Source organism: Massilia sp. Masssp93 (assembly GCF_059491295.1).
The window spans coordinates 1,803,889-1,819,987 of record NZ_CP168502.1; the positions used below are offsets into that span (position 1 = coordinate 1,803,889).

Below are 16,099 nucleotides of genomic sequence, written 5' to 3' on the forward strand. Positions count from 1 at the left end.
GTCTTCATGTGGTCTTGTCCTTCGGAGGCAGCAGCACGACGCGCGCGCCGGGCGCGAGGCCGCTCCTGATTTCGCTGCGCACCGGGCCGCGCAGGCCCAGTTCGACGGCGTGCTTCACCGGCCGGCCGGCGTCGATCGTGTACACGGCATAGGCGCCGCGGTCCTGCACCAGTGCGATGTTCGGCACCGTCAGTGCCGCCGCCTTCGCCACCAGGCGCACCGTGCCGTGCAGCGCCTGGCCCGGTTTCAGGCCGAGCTTGCGCGCCTGGTCGGTGCCGATGGCGGCGTCGAAATCGCTGTACTTGACGGGCGACTCGGGCGAGATCGTGCTGGCGCTGCTGCCGACCCGCGTCACCGTCAGATCGAGTTCGGTGCCGGTGCCGGCCAGGCGCACCCGCACGGGCAGGCCGGGCTTGAGACCGTAGGCCTGGCCCTCGGCCACGCTGAAGTGGGCCACGAGCTGGTCGAGGTCGGGCAGGGCGCCGAACGGCTCGCCCGCCATCTGGCTGGCGCCGACCTGCGGCTTGGCGCCGTCCCAGCGTGCGGCCAGCAGGAACACGCCGTCGTGCGGCGCCACGAGTTCCAGCGATTCCAGGCTCTTGCGCTGCTGTTCGGCGTTCTGCACGACGCTGTCGCGCTGCGAGTGCAGCACGGCGTCCTGCGCGGCGCTGCGGGCCTGGGCCTGGCCGCCTTTCCATTCCAGGTAGGTGCGCTTCTTCGTGAGGAAGCCGACGTCGGCCAGCGCATCCAGGATCGTGTTGCGGGCGAAGACGGAGAGGTCGACGCCGGCATAGCGCCGGGAGAGGCCGAGGTCGTCCTCGACCTTGGCGCGGTCGCCGGCGAGGACGCCCCGTTCGACGGCCGCATTCTGGCGATTGGCTTCCTCGGCCAGCGTCTTGCGCAGCAGTTCGACGTCGGCCTGCGACAGTTCCGCGCGCGCCTGCGGGGCGTCGAACCGGGCCACCACCTGGCCTTTCGTGACGCTGCTGCCGTCCGCCACCATGTGCACCAGCACGCGCGTGGTCCAGCCGCTGCCGGGCACCGCCAGCGGCGTGTTGGCGGCGGCCTTGATCTCGCCGTCGACGTCGAGCGTTTCGCTCCACGTCCGCGCGGCGAGGGTTTCGGCGGGGCCCGACGCCGCCGTCGACGCCGCGCCGCAGCCGGCCAGCAGGGCGGCCAGGGCGGCCAGGGCGAGGCCGGCCGCCAGCGCGGCGGCGCTCTTGGGAAGATGTGGCATCGGGTCTCTCATGGCTGGGGCGCGGCGGCGGCCACGCGGCGTACGGCGTCCGGCAACAGTTCCACCTGGACGGCGGCGCCGGGTTTGAGGTCTTGCGGCGGCGCGTCGAATTCGAGCCGGACGTCGCGCACGACGGCCGCCTGCGCCGCCGACTTGCTGTGGAAGGCGCGTCCGAGGCCGGTCACGCGCGCCGCCAGCGCCTGGCGCGCGCCGCCCACGGTGACGCGCGCGGCCTGGCCCATCTGCACGCCGGCCGCCTGCGCTTCGGGCACCTTCGCGTCGACACCCAGCCGCTCCGGATCGGCCAGCGTCGCGACCGACAGGCCCATCCAGACCTGGCTGCCGATGCTGAATTTATTGCCGTCCATGCCGATCCGGTGCAGCACCATGCCGCGCTGCGGCGCCACGACGGTCAACGCCGCCTGGCCCTTGACCAGGTCGGCGATCTGGCCGCGCATCTGCGCCACGTCGGACGCGAGGCCCGCGCGCTCGGCCTGGCGGGCGCGCCGCTGGGCCTCGAACTGCGTCTGCATCAGCTGCGCCAGCCTGGCCTTTTCGGCACGTTCGATCACCAGCTTGTCGTAGTCGACGCGGCGGATCAGATCCTTGGGCTGGCTGGCCTTGCGTTCGGCCTTGTCGGCATTGCTCTGCGCCTCGGCCTGCGCCAGCGCGCCGGCGCGGTCCGCCTCGGCCTGGTCCAGCCGCAGCTTGTCCAGCGCCCGCTCGCGTTCCTGCAGCGCCGCCCGCAGCGCCATCAGCCGGTTCGTCACCTCGCTCGCCTCGAACACGGCGATGGGCTGCCCGGCCTGCACCATCGTGCCTTCGGGCGCGAGGAACGCCAGCTTGTACTGCCAGATGAACGGGATGGTGGGCGGCGCCACCGGCGTCGAGCGGCGCGATGCGATCTCGCCTTCGATCGTCAGTCCGGCGGCGGCAGCCTTTACCGGCTGCCCCGACGCCAGCGCGGCCACCGGCGCCAGCGGCTCGACGAGCACGCTCATGCCCGCCGCCAGCGGCAGGCCGTGATGGTCCGGCAGTGCGATCCTGGCGCGGAAGTAGCGTCCCTGGCCCCAGCGGGGCCGCGCTTCCGGCGCGCTGGTGATGGTGGCCAGCGTGCCGGCCAGCGCCACGCCGGGCAGGGCGTCGAAGCGCAGGCCGACGGCCTGGCCGGTGCGCAGGTAAGGACGGTCCGCTTCCAGCACCCAGGCCGTGACGATCATCCGGCCGTCGCCCAGCACCGTGCCGGCGGCATTGCCCGGCCAGGCCGTCGATCCCTCGTCGAACCGCTCGCCGCGGAAGGGACTGTAGCCGTGCACCACGATGCCGGCGCGCGTGGCCCGCACTTCGGACTGGGCGAGCTGGGCGAGCTGGAATGCCTCGTTGATCTGCATTTTGCGCACTTCGAGCGCGCCGTCTTCCCGGCGCCGCGCGACGGCCGCGCGGGCATTCCCGAGGCTTTCGCGCTTGATCGCGAGGTCGCGCGTGGCGCGGTCCAGTTCGGCCTGGTGGCGGTCGTAGTCGAGCGCCGCGATCTGGCGCTTCGGCAGCGCCGCATCGACCTTCGCCTTGTCCAGCGCGGCCTGGGCGCTGACCAGCGCCTTTTCGGCTTCGACGGCCGCGACTTCCAGCGTGGCCGTCTCGCTGTCGGCCTTGGCGCGGGCGCGGTCCCGCTCCATCCTGAGCTGGTCGAGATTGGCCGCGGTCGCCGATTCCGTCCGCAGCACCACGTCGCCCGCCTTCACCAGCGTGCCCTCGGGGAGGAAGTTGCGCAGGACGATGGGCTGCGTGTTCGACGGCGGCACGAAGATGGTCTGCGAATCCTCCGCTTCCACTTCACCGGTCAGCATCACGGGGCGCGCCGCGGTGGCGGCAAGGCCCGGCGCCGCGGCGGCGGCCGGCGGTTTGGCGGCGGTCCAGGCATGCGAGACGGCGGTGCCGATCGCCAGCGCCAGGGCCGCGCACCACAGGGCGATGCCGCGGCGCGTCATGGCTGGCCGCCCGCGACGCGGCCGTCGCGCAGGTGGATGGTGCGCTGCGCGCTCGCGGCGATGGCCGGATCGTGGGTGACGAGCACCAGCGTCTGGCCACCGGCATGCAGTTCGCGCAGCAGGGCCATCACGTCGGCGGCGCTGTTCGAATCGAGGTTGCCGGTCGGTTCGTCCGCCAGCAGCAGGTCGGGCTCGTTCAGCAGCGCGCGCGCGATCGCGGCGCGCTGCAGCTGCCCGCCGGACAACTGGCCCGGCAGGTGGTCGAGCCGCTGCCCCAGGCCGATGCGTTCGAGCAGGGCCCGCGCGCGGGCCGGCGCCTGCGCATCCGGCACGCGCGCGTAGCGCTGCGGCAGCAGCACGTTTTCCAGCACGGTCAAACGCGGCAGCAGGTGGAAGGACTGGAACACGAAGCCGATGCGGCGGTTGCGCACGGCGGACGCGGCGTCGTCGTCGAGGGCGCTGACCTCGTCCTGCGCGAGGCGGTAGCGGCCGCTGTCGGGGCGGTCCAGGCCGCCCAGCACATTGAGCAGCGTCGACTTGCCCGAGCCGGACGGCCCCATGATCGCGACGAATTCACCCTGCGCCACGTGCAGGTCGATGCCGTCGAGGGCGTGGATGTCGCTGCCGCCGAGGCGGTAGGTCTTGCGGATGGCACTGAGTTCTATCATGCCAAAAAGTATTTCCGAAGACACAACAGCTTGTCAATTGTCAAAAGCACCAGCCGGTATATTATTTTCTTGTTGCAACAATCTCACATTGCCGCACGAGGTCGGCCAGCCGGCGGCAATCCGCCGCCAGGCGGCGTTCGTCGACATTGGTCACCCCGAGCAGCAGTCCCTGCGGTCCGGGCGCATGGGCGTGCCACGGCGACAGCGGCACCGGTGCCATGCCGGCCCGGAGCGCGCGGGCCGCGACCGCGACGTCCGACACGCCATCGGGCAGCCGCATGACGACGGCCATGCCGGCCGTCGCCTGCACCGCGATCACGTCGCCCGCTTCCGCGCGCAGGCATTGGAGCAGCGCGGCGCGCCGGGCCGCGTACAGGCGTTTCATGCGGCGCAGGTGGCGCAGGTAGTGGCCTTCCTGCAGGAAGTCGGCGACGGCGCGCTGGATGGGCGCGCCCGGCGCCGGCGCCAGGCACGCGGCGACGTCGCCGAACAGCCGGGCCAGTGCGGCCGGCACGACGAGGAAGCCCAGGCGCAGCGCCGGGCTGATCGTCTTGCTGAACGTGCCGATGTGCAGCACCCGGCCGCCGTGGTCGAGCGATGCCAGCGCCGGGGCGGCCCGTCCTTCCAGTTGGAGTTCGCTCAGGTAGTCGTCCTCGACGATCCACGCGCCGCGGGCTAGGGCCCAGGCCAGCAGGGCGCGGCGCCGCGCGAGCGTCATCGTCGTGCCGAGCGGCGCCTGCTGGCCCGGCGTCACGACGGCCAGCACCGCGTCCGGCGCCAATCGGACGCCGGCCCCGACGTCCAGTCCTTCCGCGTCGACGGGGACGGGCGTCACCGCCATCCCGCCCAGGGAGAGGGCGGTGCGGGTCAGCGGAAAGCCCGGGTCCTCGAACCAGGCGCGCCGGCCGTGGAGCCCGAGCGCGCGCAGCACGAGCCCCAGCGCGCCCGCGAAGCCCGACGTGATCAACACCTGCTCCGGGCCGCAGCGGATGCCGCGCGCGATGCCCAGGTAGGCCGCGACTTCGCGCCGCAGGTCCGGGTCGCCGCGCGGATCGGGATAGCCGACGGCCGCCGCCGCCGCGTGCCGGGCCGCGCGTGTCAGCATGCGCGACCACAATTTATAAGGGAACGCGTCCTGGGCGGGCACGCCCATCTGGAATGCCAGCGGCGCGGCGCCGAACGCGTGGAACAGGTCCGGCATCGGCAGGGCCGACGGGGCACGGTCGGCCGCGGGCGCGGCGGCCGGGCGCTCGGTGACGCGGGTGCCGGCGGCGCCGAAGCTCGCCGCGAGTTGCTCGTCGACCAGGCGTTCGTACGCCAGGCGCACGGTGCCGCGCGACACGCCCAGTTGCGCGGCCAGGTCGCGCCACGACGGCAGCTTCGCATCGAACGGAATCTGGCCCGATTCGATGGCGGCGCGGATGGCCGCGTAGATCTGCGTGGCGAGGGGGATTTTCTTGGCGCGGTCGAGGCCGATGGGCAGCGAGGTCATGGTCGATGGTACATTAAAAATCGCTAAACTTGGCCCTGTTTTTTGGCCAACCGAAGGCGCATGATGCGTCTGCGGCATGAGCCGTTCAGTGTCAAACAGGAGAATGGAATGACGCAGCGCATGGATTACAACGCGGCCACCCCGGCCGGCATGAAGGCACTCGGTGGCGTGTACGGCCACATTCTGCACAGCGGCCTGCCCAAGGTCCTCGTCGACCTCGTCTACCTGCGGGTATCGCAGATCAACGGCTGCGCCTACTGCATCGACATGCATTCGCGCGACCTGCTGAAGGAAGGCGTCACCGTCGACAAGCTCGTGCTGGTGCCCGCATGGCGCGAAGCGGGCGCCCTGTTCGACGCCGCCGAGCGCGCGGCGCTGGCCTGGGCCGAGACCGTGACCCGCGTGGCCGAGACGGGCGTGCCGGACGCCGACTATGCGGCCGCGGCGGCCGTGTTCGGCGAGCAGCAACTGGCCGACCTCACCATCGCGATCGGCCTGATGAACGCGTACAACCGCATGGCGATCAGCTTCCGCGCGGTCCCGGCCGCGGCCGCCCGCTGAGCCGCGCCGATTCCCGGCCTTGCCTGTTCGAAATCAATCAGGTAACGTTGGAGCCGTGCGCCCGCAGGGCGGGGAATCGGAATCGGGATGCAGAAAACAAGTACGTTGACGGAAGTGGCGGAAGCAGCGGGCGTGTCGCTGATCACCGCCTCGCGCGCGCTGCGCGGCGTCGGGCGGGTCGCGAAAGAGACGCGCGAGCGCGTGCTCGCGGCGGCGGCGAAGCTGGACTACACGCCGGACATGATCGCGCAGAAGATGCGGGGCGGGAACTCGGGCCTGATCGGCGTGTTCGTCAACGGCTTCCGCTCGCTCGTCATGCACGAGCTGCTCAGTGCCATCAACGACGAGGCGCGCCGGCTCGGCTTCGACCTCATCGTGTTCAACGCCGACCATTTCGACGATGCGCGCCGCGCCGGCACGGCGGAGATGCTGCGCAAGCTGTGCGACGGCCTGCTCCTGCTGCTGCCCGATGCGAACGACGGCCTGCTGGTCAAGCTGGAACGGGCCCACGCCCCGTGCGTGCTGGTGAGCTTCGCGGGCCGCCAGATCGACCTGCCGGTCGTCCTCGGCTCGAACCGCCTCGCGGCCCGCGCCGCCGTCGACCACCTGCTCGGCCTGGGCCACCGCCGCATCGCCTTCATCGCCGGCACCTCGTTCACGGGCCAGAGCGAGGAGCGCCAGCGCGGCTACGAGGATGCGCTGCGCGCGGCCGGCATCGCGATCGAGCCGGCCTACCTGCGCCAGGGCGATTTCAACGATGCCAGCGGCTTCGTGGAGACGCAGGCGCTGCTCGCGCTGCCGCAGCCGCCGACCGCGATCTTCGCCGCCAACGACGCGATGGCGTTCGGCGCGCTGGATGCGATTTCCACGGCCGGCAAGAAGGTGCCGGACGACCTGTCCGTCGTCGGCTTCGACGACGTGATCCGCGCGGCCTTCGTCCACCCGAAGCTCACGACCGTGCGCCAGCCCCTGAACGAGATCGCGGTGCGGGCCGTGGCGGAGCTGGTCAATGCCATGCGCAGCGAGCGGGCCGACGGCTTCCGCATCGAATTGCCGGCCCGCCTCGTCGTGCGCGACTCCACGGGGCCGGCGCCCAGGGGCTGACGATCTGCCGCGGCAGCGGCATGGCATCGTTACCATCCCGCGCCGCCTGACTTTCTCTCCGTGCACGCCCCCACTTCGACCATCGGCTTGATCGAAAATCTATTGTCATTTGCCAAGACGAGTGGTAACGTTGTCTCACCTCATACGGGAGACGACATGAATCGAAGGGATGCGCTGACCCGCGGGCTGGGCGCGCTGGCGCTGCTGGCCGGTCCGCGCGCGGGCGCGGCGGCGGGACAGGATGCGGTGCAGGGCGCCGCGGCGCTCGGGCCGCGCGTGCCCAAGCGCTACCTGCGCACCGTCGTCGACGAAGCGCTGCTCAGGCGGCACCTGCTGCCCGCGGACGCGTGGCATCCCTATCCGCAGGCGGGCGACCGCGCCGCGTGGGCGCGCGTGCCGGCCGACGTGGCGGCGGCGCTCGTCGCCCGCGCCGATGCCTGGCTGGGCACCGAGTGGCCCCAGCTGCCGGCCAGCCTGTTCCTCGAATTCGCCGAAAACGGCAACCGCACCCGCTACGAACAACGTTATTTCGAGCGCCGCAGCCGCCTGGCGGGCCTGGTGCTGGCGGAGTGCGTGCAAGGCCAGGGGCGCTATCTGCACGCGATCGCGGACGGCGTCTGGCACGTATGCGAAGAAACGTTCTGGGGCCTGCCCGCGCACAGCGGCATGCAGAAAAGCGGCGTCGGCCTGCCCGATGCGCAGGAACCCGTGATCGACCTGTTCGCGGCGGAGACGGGCGTGACGCTGGCCTACGTCCACTACCTCGTGGGCGCGCAGCTGCGCAAGCTGTCGCCGCTGCTGCCGCTGCGCATCGCGGCGGAAGTGAAGCGGCGCATCCTCGATCCGGGCTGGCAGCGCGACGATTTCAAGTGGATGGGCCTGACGGCCGAGAGCGACGGGCGCCGGGCGCCGCTGAACAACTGGACGTCGTGGATCGGGTCGAGCTGGCTGGAAGCGAACCTGCTGCTGGAGCCGGACCCGGAGCGCCGCATCGCGGCCACGCTCAAGATCTGCGGTTGCCTCGACCGGTTCCTGGAAGATTATTCGGACGACGGCGCCTGCGAAGAGGGGCCCGGCTACTGGGCGATGTCCGCCGGCCCCTACCTGGACTGCCTGATGGCGCTCGACTCCGCGCTCGGCGGCGCCGCGAATCCCGGCGCGGGCCTGGCGGCCGACCCGTTCGTGCGCCGCATGGGCCATTACGTGCTGGACGTGCACGTGGCGGGCGACTGGTTCGTGAATTACGGCGATGCGCACGCCAGGGTCCACCATTCGCCGCCGCTGCTGCACCGCTTCGGCCGGGCGACCGGCGACGGCGGACTGGCCGCGTTCGGCGCGTTCCGCGCGCCCGCGCATGGCATCGCCCTGTCCGATCAGGGGCGCCTCGCGCGCGACGTTGCCGACGTGCTGGAAGTCGCGCGGATGCGCGCCACGGCCGCCAGGGACGCGCTGCAGCGCGCGTCGTGGTATCCCGCCCTCGGCCTGATGACGGCCCGGGCGCAGGCCGGCTCGGCGCAGGGCTTCTTTCTCGCCGTGCAGGCGGCGTCCAATGCGCGCAGCCACGGCCACCACGATTCCGGCAGCTTCATCGTGTTCCACGACGGCCTGCCCGTGTTCGTCGATCCGGGCGTGGAAGCGTACACCGCGAAGACGTTCGGCAAGGACCGCTACACCATCTGGACCATGCAGTCGGGCTTCCACAACCTGCCGATCGTCGGCGGCCATATGCAGCGGGGCAGGGATGCGCGCGACCGGGCGGGCCGGCTGCGCGTCGACGACAGTCGGGACGAGACCGGCATGACGATGGACCTGGCCACGGCGTACGGTCCCGGGGCCGGCATCGAGACCTGGGAGCGCCGCGTCGCGCTGCGCCGTGACACGGAGACGGTGAGCCTGCGCGAGACGTTCGCGCTGTCCCGCGCGGCGCCCGTGGCGCTCGTATTCATGACGCCGCGCCGGCCCGACGCGGCGGCAGCGGGCGTGGTGGCGCTGCCCGTGGCCGGTGGCCGGACGGTGCGCCTGCGCTTCGATCCGCGCCGGTTGCGCGCGGACGTCGAGCCGCTGCCGCTGGCCGACCCGGGCCTGGCACACGAATGGGGTGGGACGCTGTACCGCATCCGCCTGGTGGCGCAGCAGCCGCTGGCCGCGGGCGACCTGGACGTAACGATCGAACATGAAACCTGAAGGAGTCAAATTGAACAAGCGAGTGATGGCCTGCGTCCTGGCCGGCGGCATGCTCCTGCTGGCCGGCTGTGCGGACATGGGCGGCAACCATGCGGCCGTACCGGCGCAAGAGACACGTGCGGCGCTGCCGTCGCGGGCGGAGGCGCTCGCGGTCATCGACAAGGTGAACGGCTACTGGCAGCGCAAGACGCCGGCGACCGAATGGGCGTTCTGGAACGTGGCCGCCTACCACACGGGGAATATGGCGGCCTATGAAGTGACCCACAACGAGGCGTACCGCCAGTACTCCGAGCGCTGGGCCGACTACAACGGCTGGAAGGGCGCGAAGTCGGACGACAAGGCAGAGTGGAAGCTCACCTACGGCGAGACGGACGACCACGTGCTGTTCGGCGACTGGCAGGTGTGCTTCCAGACCTATCTCGACCTGTACCGCCTCGGCCCGCAGGACCCGCGCCGGGTCGCGCGCGCGCGCGAGGTGATGGGCTACGAGATCGGCACCGGCCGCAACGATTACTGGTGGTGGGCGGACGGCCTGTACATGGTCATGCCCGTGATGACGAAGATGTACAAGCTGACTGGCGACCGGCGCTACCTCGACAAGATGGTCGCCTATTTCGAGTACGCGAACGGCTTGATGTACGACGCCGACACGCACCTGTATTACCGCGACGCGCGCTACGTCTACCCGCAGCACAAGAGCGTCAACGGCAAGAAGGATTTCTGGGCGCGCGGCGACGGCTGGGTGTTCGCCGCGCTGGCCAAGGTGCTGGCCGACCTGCCGCGCGAGGACCCGTACCGCCCCATGTTCGAGGAACGCTTCCGCGCGATGGCGCAGACGCTCGCGACGATCCAGAGCCCGGACGGCTACTGGACGCGCAGCCTGATCGACCCGGCCCACGCGCCCGGCCCGGAAACGAGCGGCACGGCGTTCTTTACGTACGGCATGCTGTGGGGTATCAACAACGGTCTGCTGGACCGGACGACGTACCTGCCGGTCGCGGCGCGCGGCTGGCAGTACCTGACGCACACCGCGATCCAGCCGGACGGCAAGGTGGGTTACGTCCAGCCGATCGGCGACCGCGCGATTCCCGGCCAGGTGGTCGACCGCGATTCGACCGCGCATTTCGGCGTCGGCGCCGTCCTGCTGGCCGCGTCCGAGATGGCGAAGCTCGCGCGCTGATTCTCTCCTTCGCGGGCCGCGCGCCCGCGTTCGGCCTGCCCAGGGATGGCAGGTCTTTTTTTTGGGGAACGAAAAAGCTTGCGGTTTCTTTAAGCTGGGGCGATGCTTTAGCTCTTGTTAGTGGGAAACGCGTCCATGTTGGAAGACAAAAGCGCCTACGCCGTCGGCACCTTGCGCTATACCGCGGCGGGCCTCGGCATCGTCCTGTTCTGGCTGTTGTTCGGCGAATTCGCCATCGCCTTGCGCGACCGCTCGGCCATCCCGGGCGTGATGGAACTGCTGCGGCAGCACCACGCGAGCGACACCATGATCGCCGTGCTCGTGTCGGCGCTGCCGGCGCTGCTCGGCAGCGTGCTCGTGCCCATCGTCGGCTTCCGCTCCGACCGCTTCCGCAGCCGCTGGGGGCGGCGCCTGCCGTTCCTGGTCGGGATCACGCCCGTCGCCGCGCTCGTCCTCGTCGCGCTGGGCAACTGCACGGCGTTCGGCCGCGCCACCGACCGTTTGCTCGGGGCGTTGTCGCCCGGCGCGGACGCCTGCGTGCTCGCGTGGTTCTGCGTGTTCTGGACCGTGTTCGAGGGCGTCGCGCTCGTCACGCTGGCCCTGTACGCGGGCCTCGTGAACGACATCGTGCCGCGCAGCGTCCTCGGACGCTTCTACGCGGGATTCCGCATCGTCAGCCTGGTGGCCGGCATCCTGTTCAACCTGTGGTTCTTCCGCCTCACCGAACATCACCTGCGCGAGGTCTTCCTGGGCATCGGCCTGTTCTTCGGCGCCGCCTGCATGCTGATGTGCGTGCGCCTGAAGGAGGGCGAGTACGGCCCGCCGGCGGTGGACGGGCCGGGCGCGCCGGGCAGTCCGAACTCGTGGCGCGCCATGGGCCGGGCCTATTGGCGCGAATGCCTGTCCGACCGCTACTTCCTGCTCGTGTTCCTCGCGCTGACGGCATCCGAGCTGACGTTCATGCCCTTCAATACGTTCTCGCAGCTGTATGCCGACTCGCTGGGCATGGACAAGGCCGTGCTGGGCAAGCTGCTGGCGACGTCGTACGCGCTGTCGATCGGCCTGTCGTCCGTGATCGGCTGGATGGTCGACCGCTACAGCGCCGCCAGCGTGACGGTGTGGACGATGGGGCTGTACCTGTGCGTGGCCTGCGGCGGTTTCCTGGCCGTGCACGACCTGCCGAGTTTCGCCGTCGTCTACGTGCTGCACGTCGTGGTGGCGGGCACGTATTACACGGCGGCCGCGTCGCTGCCGATGGCGCTGTTCCCGCGCGCCCGCTTCCTGCAGTTCGACGGCGCCAAGCGCTTCCTGTTCTCGACGTCCAACATCGCGCTGAGCTTCCTGCTCGGCCCCATGCTGGATTCGACGGGCCACGACTACGGCCTGACCCTGTTGTCCGGGGCGCTGCTGGCGGGCGCCAGCCTGGTCATGTTCCGGCGGCTGTCGCGCGCGGCGCGCGGGCGCGTCTGCGCGGCGTCGTCGGTGTGACGTCCGCGTGCGGCGCGGGCCCCGTCGATCCGCGCACGACCAGCTTGGCGGGGAAGGCGATGCGCGCGGGTTCCGTCGGCCGTCCCGCGATCATGCCGACGACCTCGCGCACCGCGTACGCGGCGATGGCGTCGAACGGCTGATGCATCGTCGTCAGTTTCGGGAACACGCAGCTGGACGTCGGAATGTCGTCGTAGCCGATCACGGAGATGTCGCCGGGGACGCTCAGGCCGCGGCTGTTGACGGCGTCGATGGCGCCGAACGCCATCTCGTCGTTGGCCGCGAAGATCGCGCTCGGCGGGACGGGCAGTGCGAGCAGCTGCTCGGTCGCGGCATACCCGCCCGGCTGCACGAACGCGCCGTTGACGACGAGCGCGGGGTCGGGCGCGATGCCGGCTGCAGCCAGCGCGTCGAGGTAGCCCCGTTCGCGCTCGGCGCTCTGGCCGGTGCCGGGATTGCCGGCGATGTAGGCGATGCGGCGGTGGCCCAGCGCCAGCAGGTGGTCGACGGCGGTACGCGCGCCGAGGCGGTTTTCCGCCGCCACGACCGGCACGGCGAGCGGGCGCGCGTCGAAGCAGAGCACGACGCTGGCCAGCTGCTGGCGTTCGATGGCGTCGAGATAGCGGTCGTCCGCGCTCGGCATCACGAGCAGCAGGCCGGCGCACAGCTTGCCGAGCAGGTCGCAGGTGGCCATGCGGTCCGGGCTGTCGAAGCGGTCCGCGTTGAACAGCAACAGGTCGTAGCCCTGGGCGCGCGCATGGGTGCTGAGAAAGCGGATGATCTCGTGCAGCACGACGGGGCCGTAATTGTTGACGAACACGCCGATCAGGCGGCCGCGGTCGCCGCGCATGCGCCGCGCCAGCGGGTCGGGCGTGTACTGGAGCTGCGCGGCGGCGGCGAGGATGCGTTCGCGCGCCTCGGCCGAGACATAACCTTCGCCGCGGATGGCGCGCGACGCCGTGATCGGCGCAACGCCCGCGAGCCGGGCGACTTCACTGAGTTTGCTGACTTTGCGCATGGGGCATCCGTAAAACACGAAGTTTGACGGAATAATGAGACAACGTACATCACAAAATTCATCAAAGGTATGACTCTTTGGTATGCCTGTCGTCGTTTCGCGACACAAAAATTGCCGAAACCTCGACTAATTCGTCGAAAAAACAACGGGTTACGAGAAATTTGACTGCATTGGTGCGCTATTGCTCTTTAATAATCGCCTGTGGTAACGTGACCATCAGCCGGCGTAAAGACTACCGTGACAATGCCCCAGTCCGGCACGAACAGGCCCAACAACGAGACAAGGATGGAGACAAGATGAACAAGAAGTTGCTCGCCACGCTGCTGCCGGTGGCCCTGGCCGCCGCCTACGGGAACCCGGCGCTGGCGCAGGAAACCACGCCGCCTGCCGCCCCCACGACCGAGCCGGCCCCGCCGGCCCAGGACGCACCCGCCACCACGACCGTCGTCGTGACGGGCTTCCGTTCCAGCCTGCAGAAGGCGCTGAACCTCAAGCAGCAGGCCGTCGGCGTGCGTGATTCCATCGTCGCCGAGGACATCGGCAAGTTCCCCGAGGCGAACGTGGCCGAGTCGCTGCAGCGCGTGCCGGGCGTGATCCTGAACCGCGACGAAAGCTCGGCGGAAGGCCAGCGCATCTCGATCCGCGGCCTGCCGACCGAATACTCGGTGACGACGCTGAACGGCGCGCCGGTGAACACGACGTCGACCAGCACCATCGGCAGCGCCGCGCGCGGCTTCAACTACGACGTGTTCGCATCCGAACTGTTCGGCCGCGTCGACTTCTACAAGACCCCGCTGGCCGAGCTGACCGAAGGCGGCATGGGCGGCGTCGTCGACCTGCAGACGCCGCGTCCGTTCGACAACCCGAAGCGCAACGTGCGCTACGCCGTCTCGGCCGCGTACAACACGATGTCGGAGAAGGCCGATCCGACCGGCTTCGCGCTGTATTCGAACACGTGGGGACACTGGGGCTTCCTGGCCGGCGTCGCGCATTCGAAGGCCGTCAACAACCGCTCCGGCTTCGAGGCGACCGGCGGCTACAACAGCTCGCGCCGCGGCAGCGCCTCGCCGGTGCTGGGCAACTTCGCCATGCAGCTGGACTACGACGATCCGCGCGCGAACCTGTCGGGCTATACGCGCGACCAGGTCGACAACGCGCTGCTGCCGCGCATCTACCGCTTCTACGGCTCGCAGAACCGGCGCTCGCGCGACGGCCTCGTGTCGTCGCTGCAGTTCAAGGAAGGCGGCCTGAATATCAGCCTGGACGGCCTGGCCTCGCAGCTGAAGAACAGCCGCGACGAGCTGTATTACGGCCTCCTGATCCGCAACAGCAAGACGACGAACCCGAGCGCGCCGGCCGGCCAGGCCGGCCACAACGGCCTCGTGCCGCTCGACGTGCACATCGATCCGGCGTCGGACCTGTTGACGGGCACCTTCGGCAATACGTCGTACAGCAGCGGCGTCACGTACGGCGAGGACAAGACCAAGTTCGGCTACCTCGCGCTGAACGGCCGCTGGGAAGTCAAGAAGGGCACGGTGCTGACCGGCCAGCTGTCGGCCAACAACAGCGACGCGACGAGCTACCAGGACACCTTGTCGGGCCAGATCTTCGGCGTCGATACCACCATCGATTACGGTCCGGACCACGTGTATCCGTCGATGTCATCGCCCGTCGACTACACGAACCCCGCCAACTTCACGGGCTTCGACATCAACACCGGCTGGACGCGCGAGACGGACAAGGCCCGCCAGGCGCGCCTCGTGCTGGACCAGGACTACGACCTGTGGGGCGACTGGACGGGCCACTTCAAGGGCGGCCTCGTGTACGTCGACACGACGAAAAGCGTCGAGAAGCGCAATGGCACGTCCGCCATGGTGGCCAAGCTGAAACAGGCCGGCGACGCGGGCCTGCGCAGCAATATGGTGTCGAACCTGCCGATCTCGAACCTGGACATGGGCGACGGCTGGCCGCACCAGTTCGGGACGTTCACCCGCAGCTACACCATGGGTACGTACGATCCGCTGGCCTACAACACCAGCGACGCGTTCACGCCGGCGCAAAGCTTCGGCGCGGAAGAGAAGGTCACGACGGGCTTCGTGCAGTCCGACTTCAAGGGCGAGGTGCTGGCCCGCGAGCTGCGCATCAACGCCGGCGTGCGCTGGGCGCAGACGAAGCTGGGCATCGACAACTACAAGAAGTCGGGCGCAGGCAACACCTATGCGCCGAACGAGGAGCACGGCAAGTACACGAACGTGCTGCCGGCCGTCAGCGCCGCCTACGACCTGACGGACGACGTGATCTGGCGCGCGTCGTACGGCAAGACGATCAGCCGCGCGTCGCTGTCGATCATCGCCGCGCAGACCGTCATCCCGAACCCGTTCGACAACACGGCCACGGCGGGTAATCCGAACCTGAAGCCGCAGCAGTCGAAGAACCTGGACACCAGCCTCGAATGGTATTTCAAGCCGGGCAGCCTGCTGTCGGCCGCGTACTTCAAGAAAGAGCTGACCGACGCCACCGTCTCGAGCACGACGCAGACCACGTTCGGCGCGCTGGGCCTGCCCGACACGGCGCTGGGCGCGATCTTCCACGACGCGAACGGCCACGTCGACCCGAACCTGCCGATGACCCTGCGCACCTACGGCAACGCGGGCCAGCAGACGCTGAAAGGCTACGAGCTCGCGTACCAGCAGGACTTCACCTTCCTGCCGGAGCCGTTCAAGGGCCTCGGCGCGCTGGGCAGCTATACGCACATCGACCCGTTCAACAGCCAGAAATGGATCACGAACGCCGGCAAGGAAATCGCGGTCAACTCGGTGCCGAAGTACGCGTACAGTTTCACGACCTATTACGAGCGCGGCCCCCTGGCCATGCGTCTCTCGTACAATTACAAGGGCCGCTCGCTGCACCCGGATAATCCGAAGAACAACGGCGATGACCTGATCCGCTGGCGCGCCGCGCGGGGCTACCTGGACGGGAACATCAGCTATAAACTGTCGGAGAACCTGGAACTCCGCATCGATGCGCTGAACCTGTCCAACACGCTGTCGTACGATTATTTCGAGGACGCGACCGGGCAGTACGGCGACGGTCACCGTAGCCGCATGGATTATGCGAAGTACGACGGCCGCACGATCAAGATCGGCATCCGCGGCAAGCTGTAATTTTCGAACCTCGAC

Annotated in this window: 11 protein-coding genes; 6 read left to right on the forward strand and 5 right to left on the reverse strand. The window is 69.6% G+C overall.

The window, feature by feature from the left end:
• Nucleotides 1-4: 4 nt before the first annotated feature.
• The 4 genes from ACEN9Q_RS07645 to pdxR form a co-directional block, all read right to left on the reverse strand.
• The gene (locus ACEN9Q_RS07645; RefSeq protein ID WP_495627910.1) at nt 5-1,237 is read right to left on the reverse strand and encodes an efflux RND transporter periplasmic adaptor subunit; all 1,233 of its coding nucleotides are present in this window, start codon (nt 1,235-1,237) and stop codon (nt 5-7) included.
• 8 nt (nt 1,238-1,245) lie between these two features.
• The gene (locus tag ACEN9Q_RS07650) at nt 1,246-3,225 is read right to left on the reverse strand and encodes an HlyD family secretion protein (protein ID WP_495627911.1); all 1,980 of its coding nucleotides are present in this window, start codon (nt 3,223-3,225) and stop codon (nt 1,246-1,248) included.
• Nucleotides 3,222-3,893 (reverse strand): ABC transporter ATP-binding protein, encoded by a 672-nt coding sequence (locus ACEN9Q_RS07655; RefSeq protein ID WP_056442728.1) that lies wholly within the window; start codon nt 3,891-3,893, stop codon nt 3,222-3,224. The genes ACEN9Q_RS07650 and ACEN9Q_RS07655 overlap by 4 nt, the downstream gene beginning before the upstream one ends.
• Nucleotides 3,894-3,954: 61 nt before the next feature.
• Nucleotides 3,955-5,385, reverse strand: coding sequence for a MocR-like pyridoxine biosynthesis transcription factor PdxR (pdxR, locus tag ACEN9Q_RS07660; RefSeq protein WP_495627912.1), 1,431 nt, complete (start codon nt 5,383-5,385; stop codon nt 3,955-3,957).
• A 108-nt stretch (nt 5,386-5,493) separates the two neighbouring features.
• On the opposite strand from pdxR, the gene ACEN9Q_RS07665 reads away from it, so the two are divergent.
• The 5 genes from ACEN9Q_RS07665 to ACEN9Q_RS07685 all read left to right on the forward strand — a co-directional run bounded on the left by ACEN9Q_RS07665 (nt 5,494) and on the right by ACEN9Q_RS07685 (nt 11,902).
• Nucleotides 5,494-5,946, forward strand: coding sequence for a carboxymuconolactone decarboxylase family protein (locus ACEN9Q_RS07665; RefSeq protein WP_056442733.1), 453 nt, complete (start codon nt 5,494-5,496; stop codon nt 5,944-5,946).
• An 87-nt stretch (nt 5,947-6,033) separates the two neighbouring features.
• Nucleotides 6,034-7,050: a LacI family DNA-binding transcriptional regulator gene (locus ACEN9Q_RS07670; protein ID WP_495627913.1), complete on the forward strand. Its 1,017-nt coding sequence runs from the start codon at nt 6,034-6,036 to the stop codon at nt 7,048-7,050.
• A 156-nt stretch (nt 7,051-7,206) separates the two neighbouring features.
• Entirely contained in the window at nt 7,207-9,234 is a 2,028-nt protein-coding gene (locus ACEN9Q_RS07675) for a heparinase II/III domain-containing protein (RefSeq protein ID WP_495627914.1), read from the forward strand.
• A 10-nt stretch (nt 9,235-9,244) separates the two neighbouring features.
• Nucleotides 9,245-10,414, forward strand: coding sequence for a glycoside hydrolase family 88/105 protein (locus ACEN9Q_RS07680; protein ID WP_495627915.1), 1,170 nt, complete (start codon nt 9,245-9,247; stop codon nt 10,412-10,414).
• A gap of 135 nt (nt 10,415-10,549) precedes the next feature.
• On the forward strand, nt 10,550-11,902 hold the full coding sequence (locus ACEN9Q_RS07685) for an MFS transporter (protein ID WP_495627916.1): 1,353 nt from the start codon (nt 10,550-10,552) through the stop codon (nt 11,900-11,902).
• Here the strand turns inward: ACEN9Q_RS07685 and ACEN9Q_RS07690 are convergent.
• Nucleotides 11,841-12,920, reverse strand: coding sequence for a LacI family DNA-binding transcriptional regulator (locus ACEN9Q_RS07690; RefSeq protein WP_056442746.1), 1,080 nt, complete (start codon nt 12,918-12,920; stop codon nt 11,841-11,843). The two genes, ACEN9Q_RS07685 and ACEN9Q_RS07690, sit on opposite strands and share 62 nt — an antisense overlap.
• A 296-nt stretch (nt 12,921-13,216) precedes the next feature.
• On the opposite strand from ACEN9Q_RS07690, the gene ACEN9Q_RS07695 reads away from it, so the two are divergent.
• On the forward strand, nt 13,217-16,084 hold the full coding sequence (locus tag ACEN9Q_RS07695; protein ID WP_495627917.1) for a TonB-dependent receptor: 2,868 nt from the start codon (nt 13,217-13,219) through the stop codon (nt 16,082-16,084).
• Nucleotides 16,085-16,099: the final 15 nt, after the last annotated feature.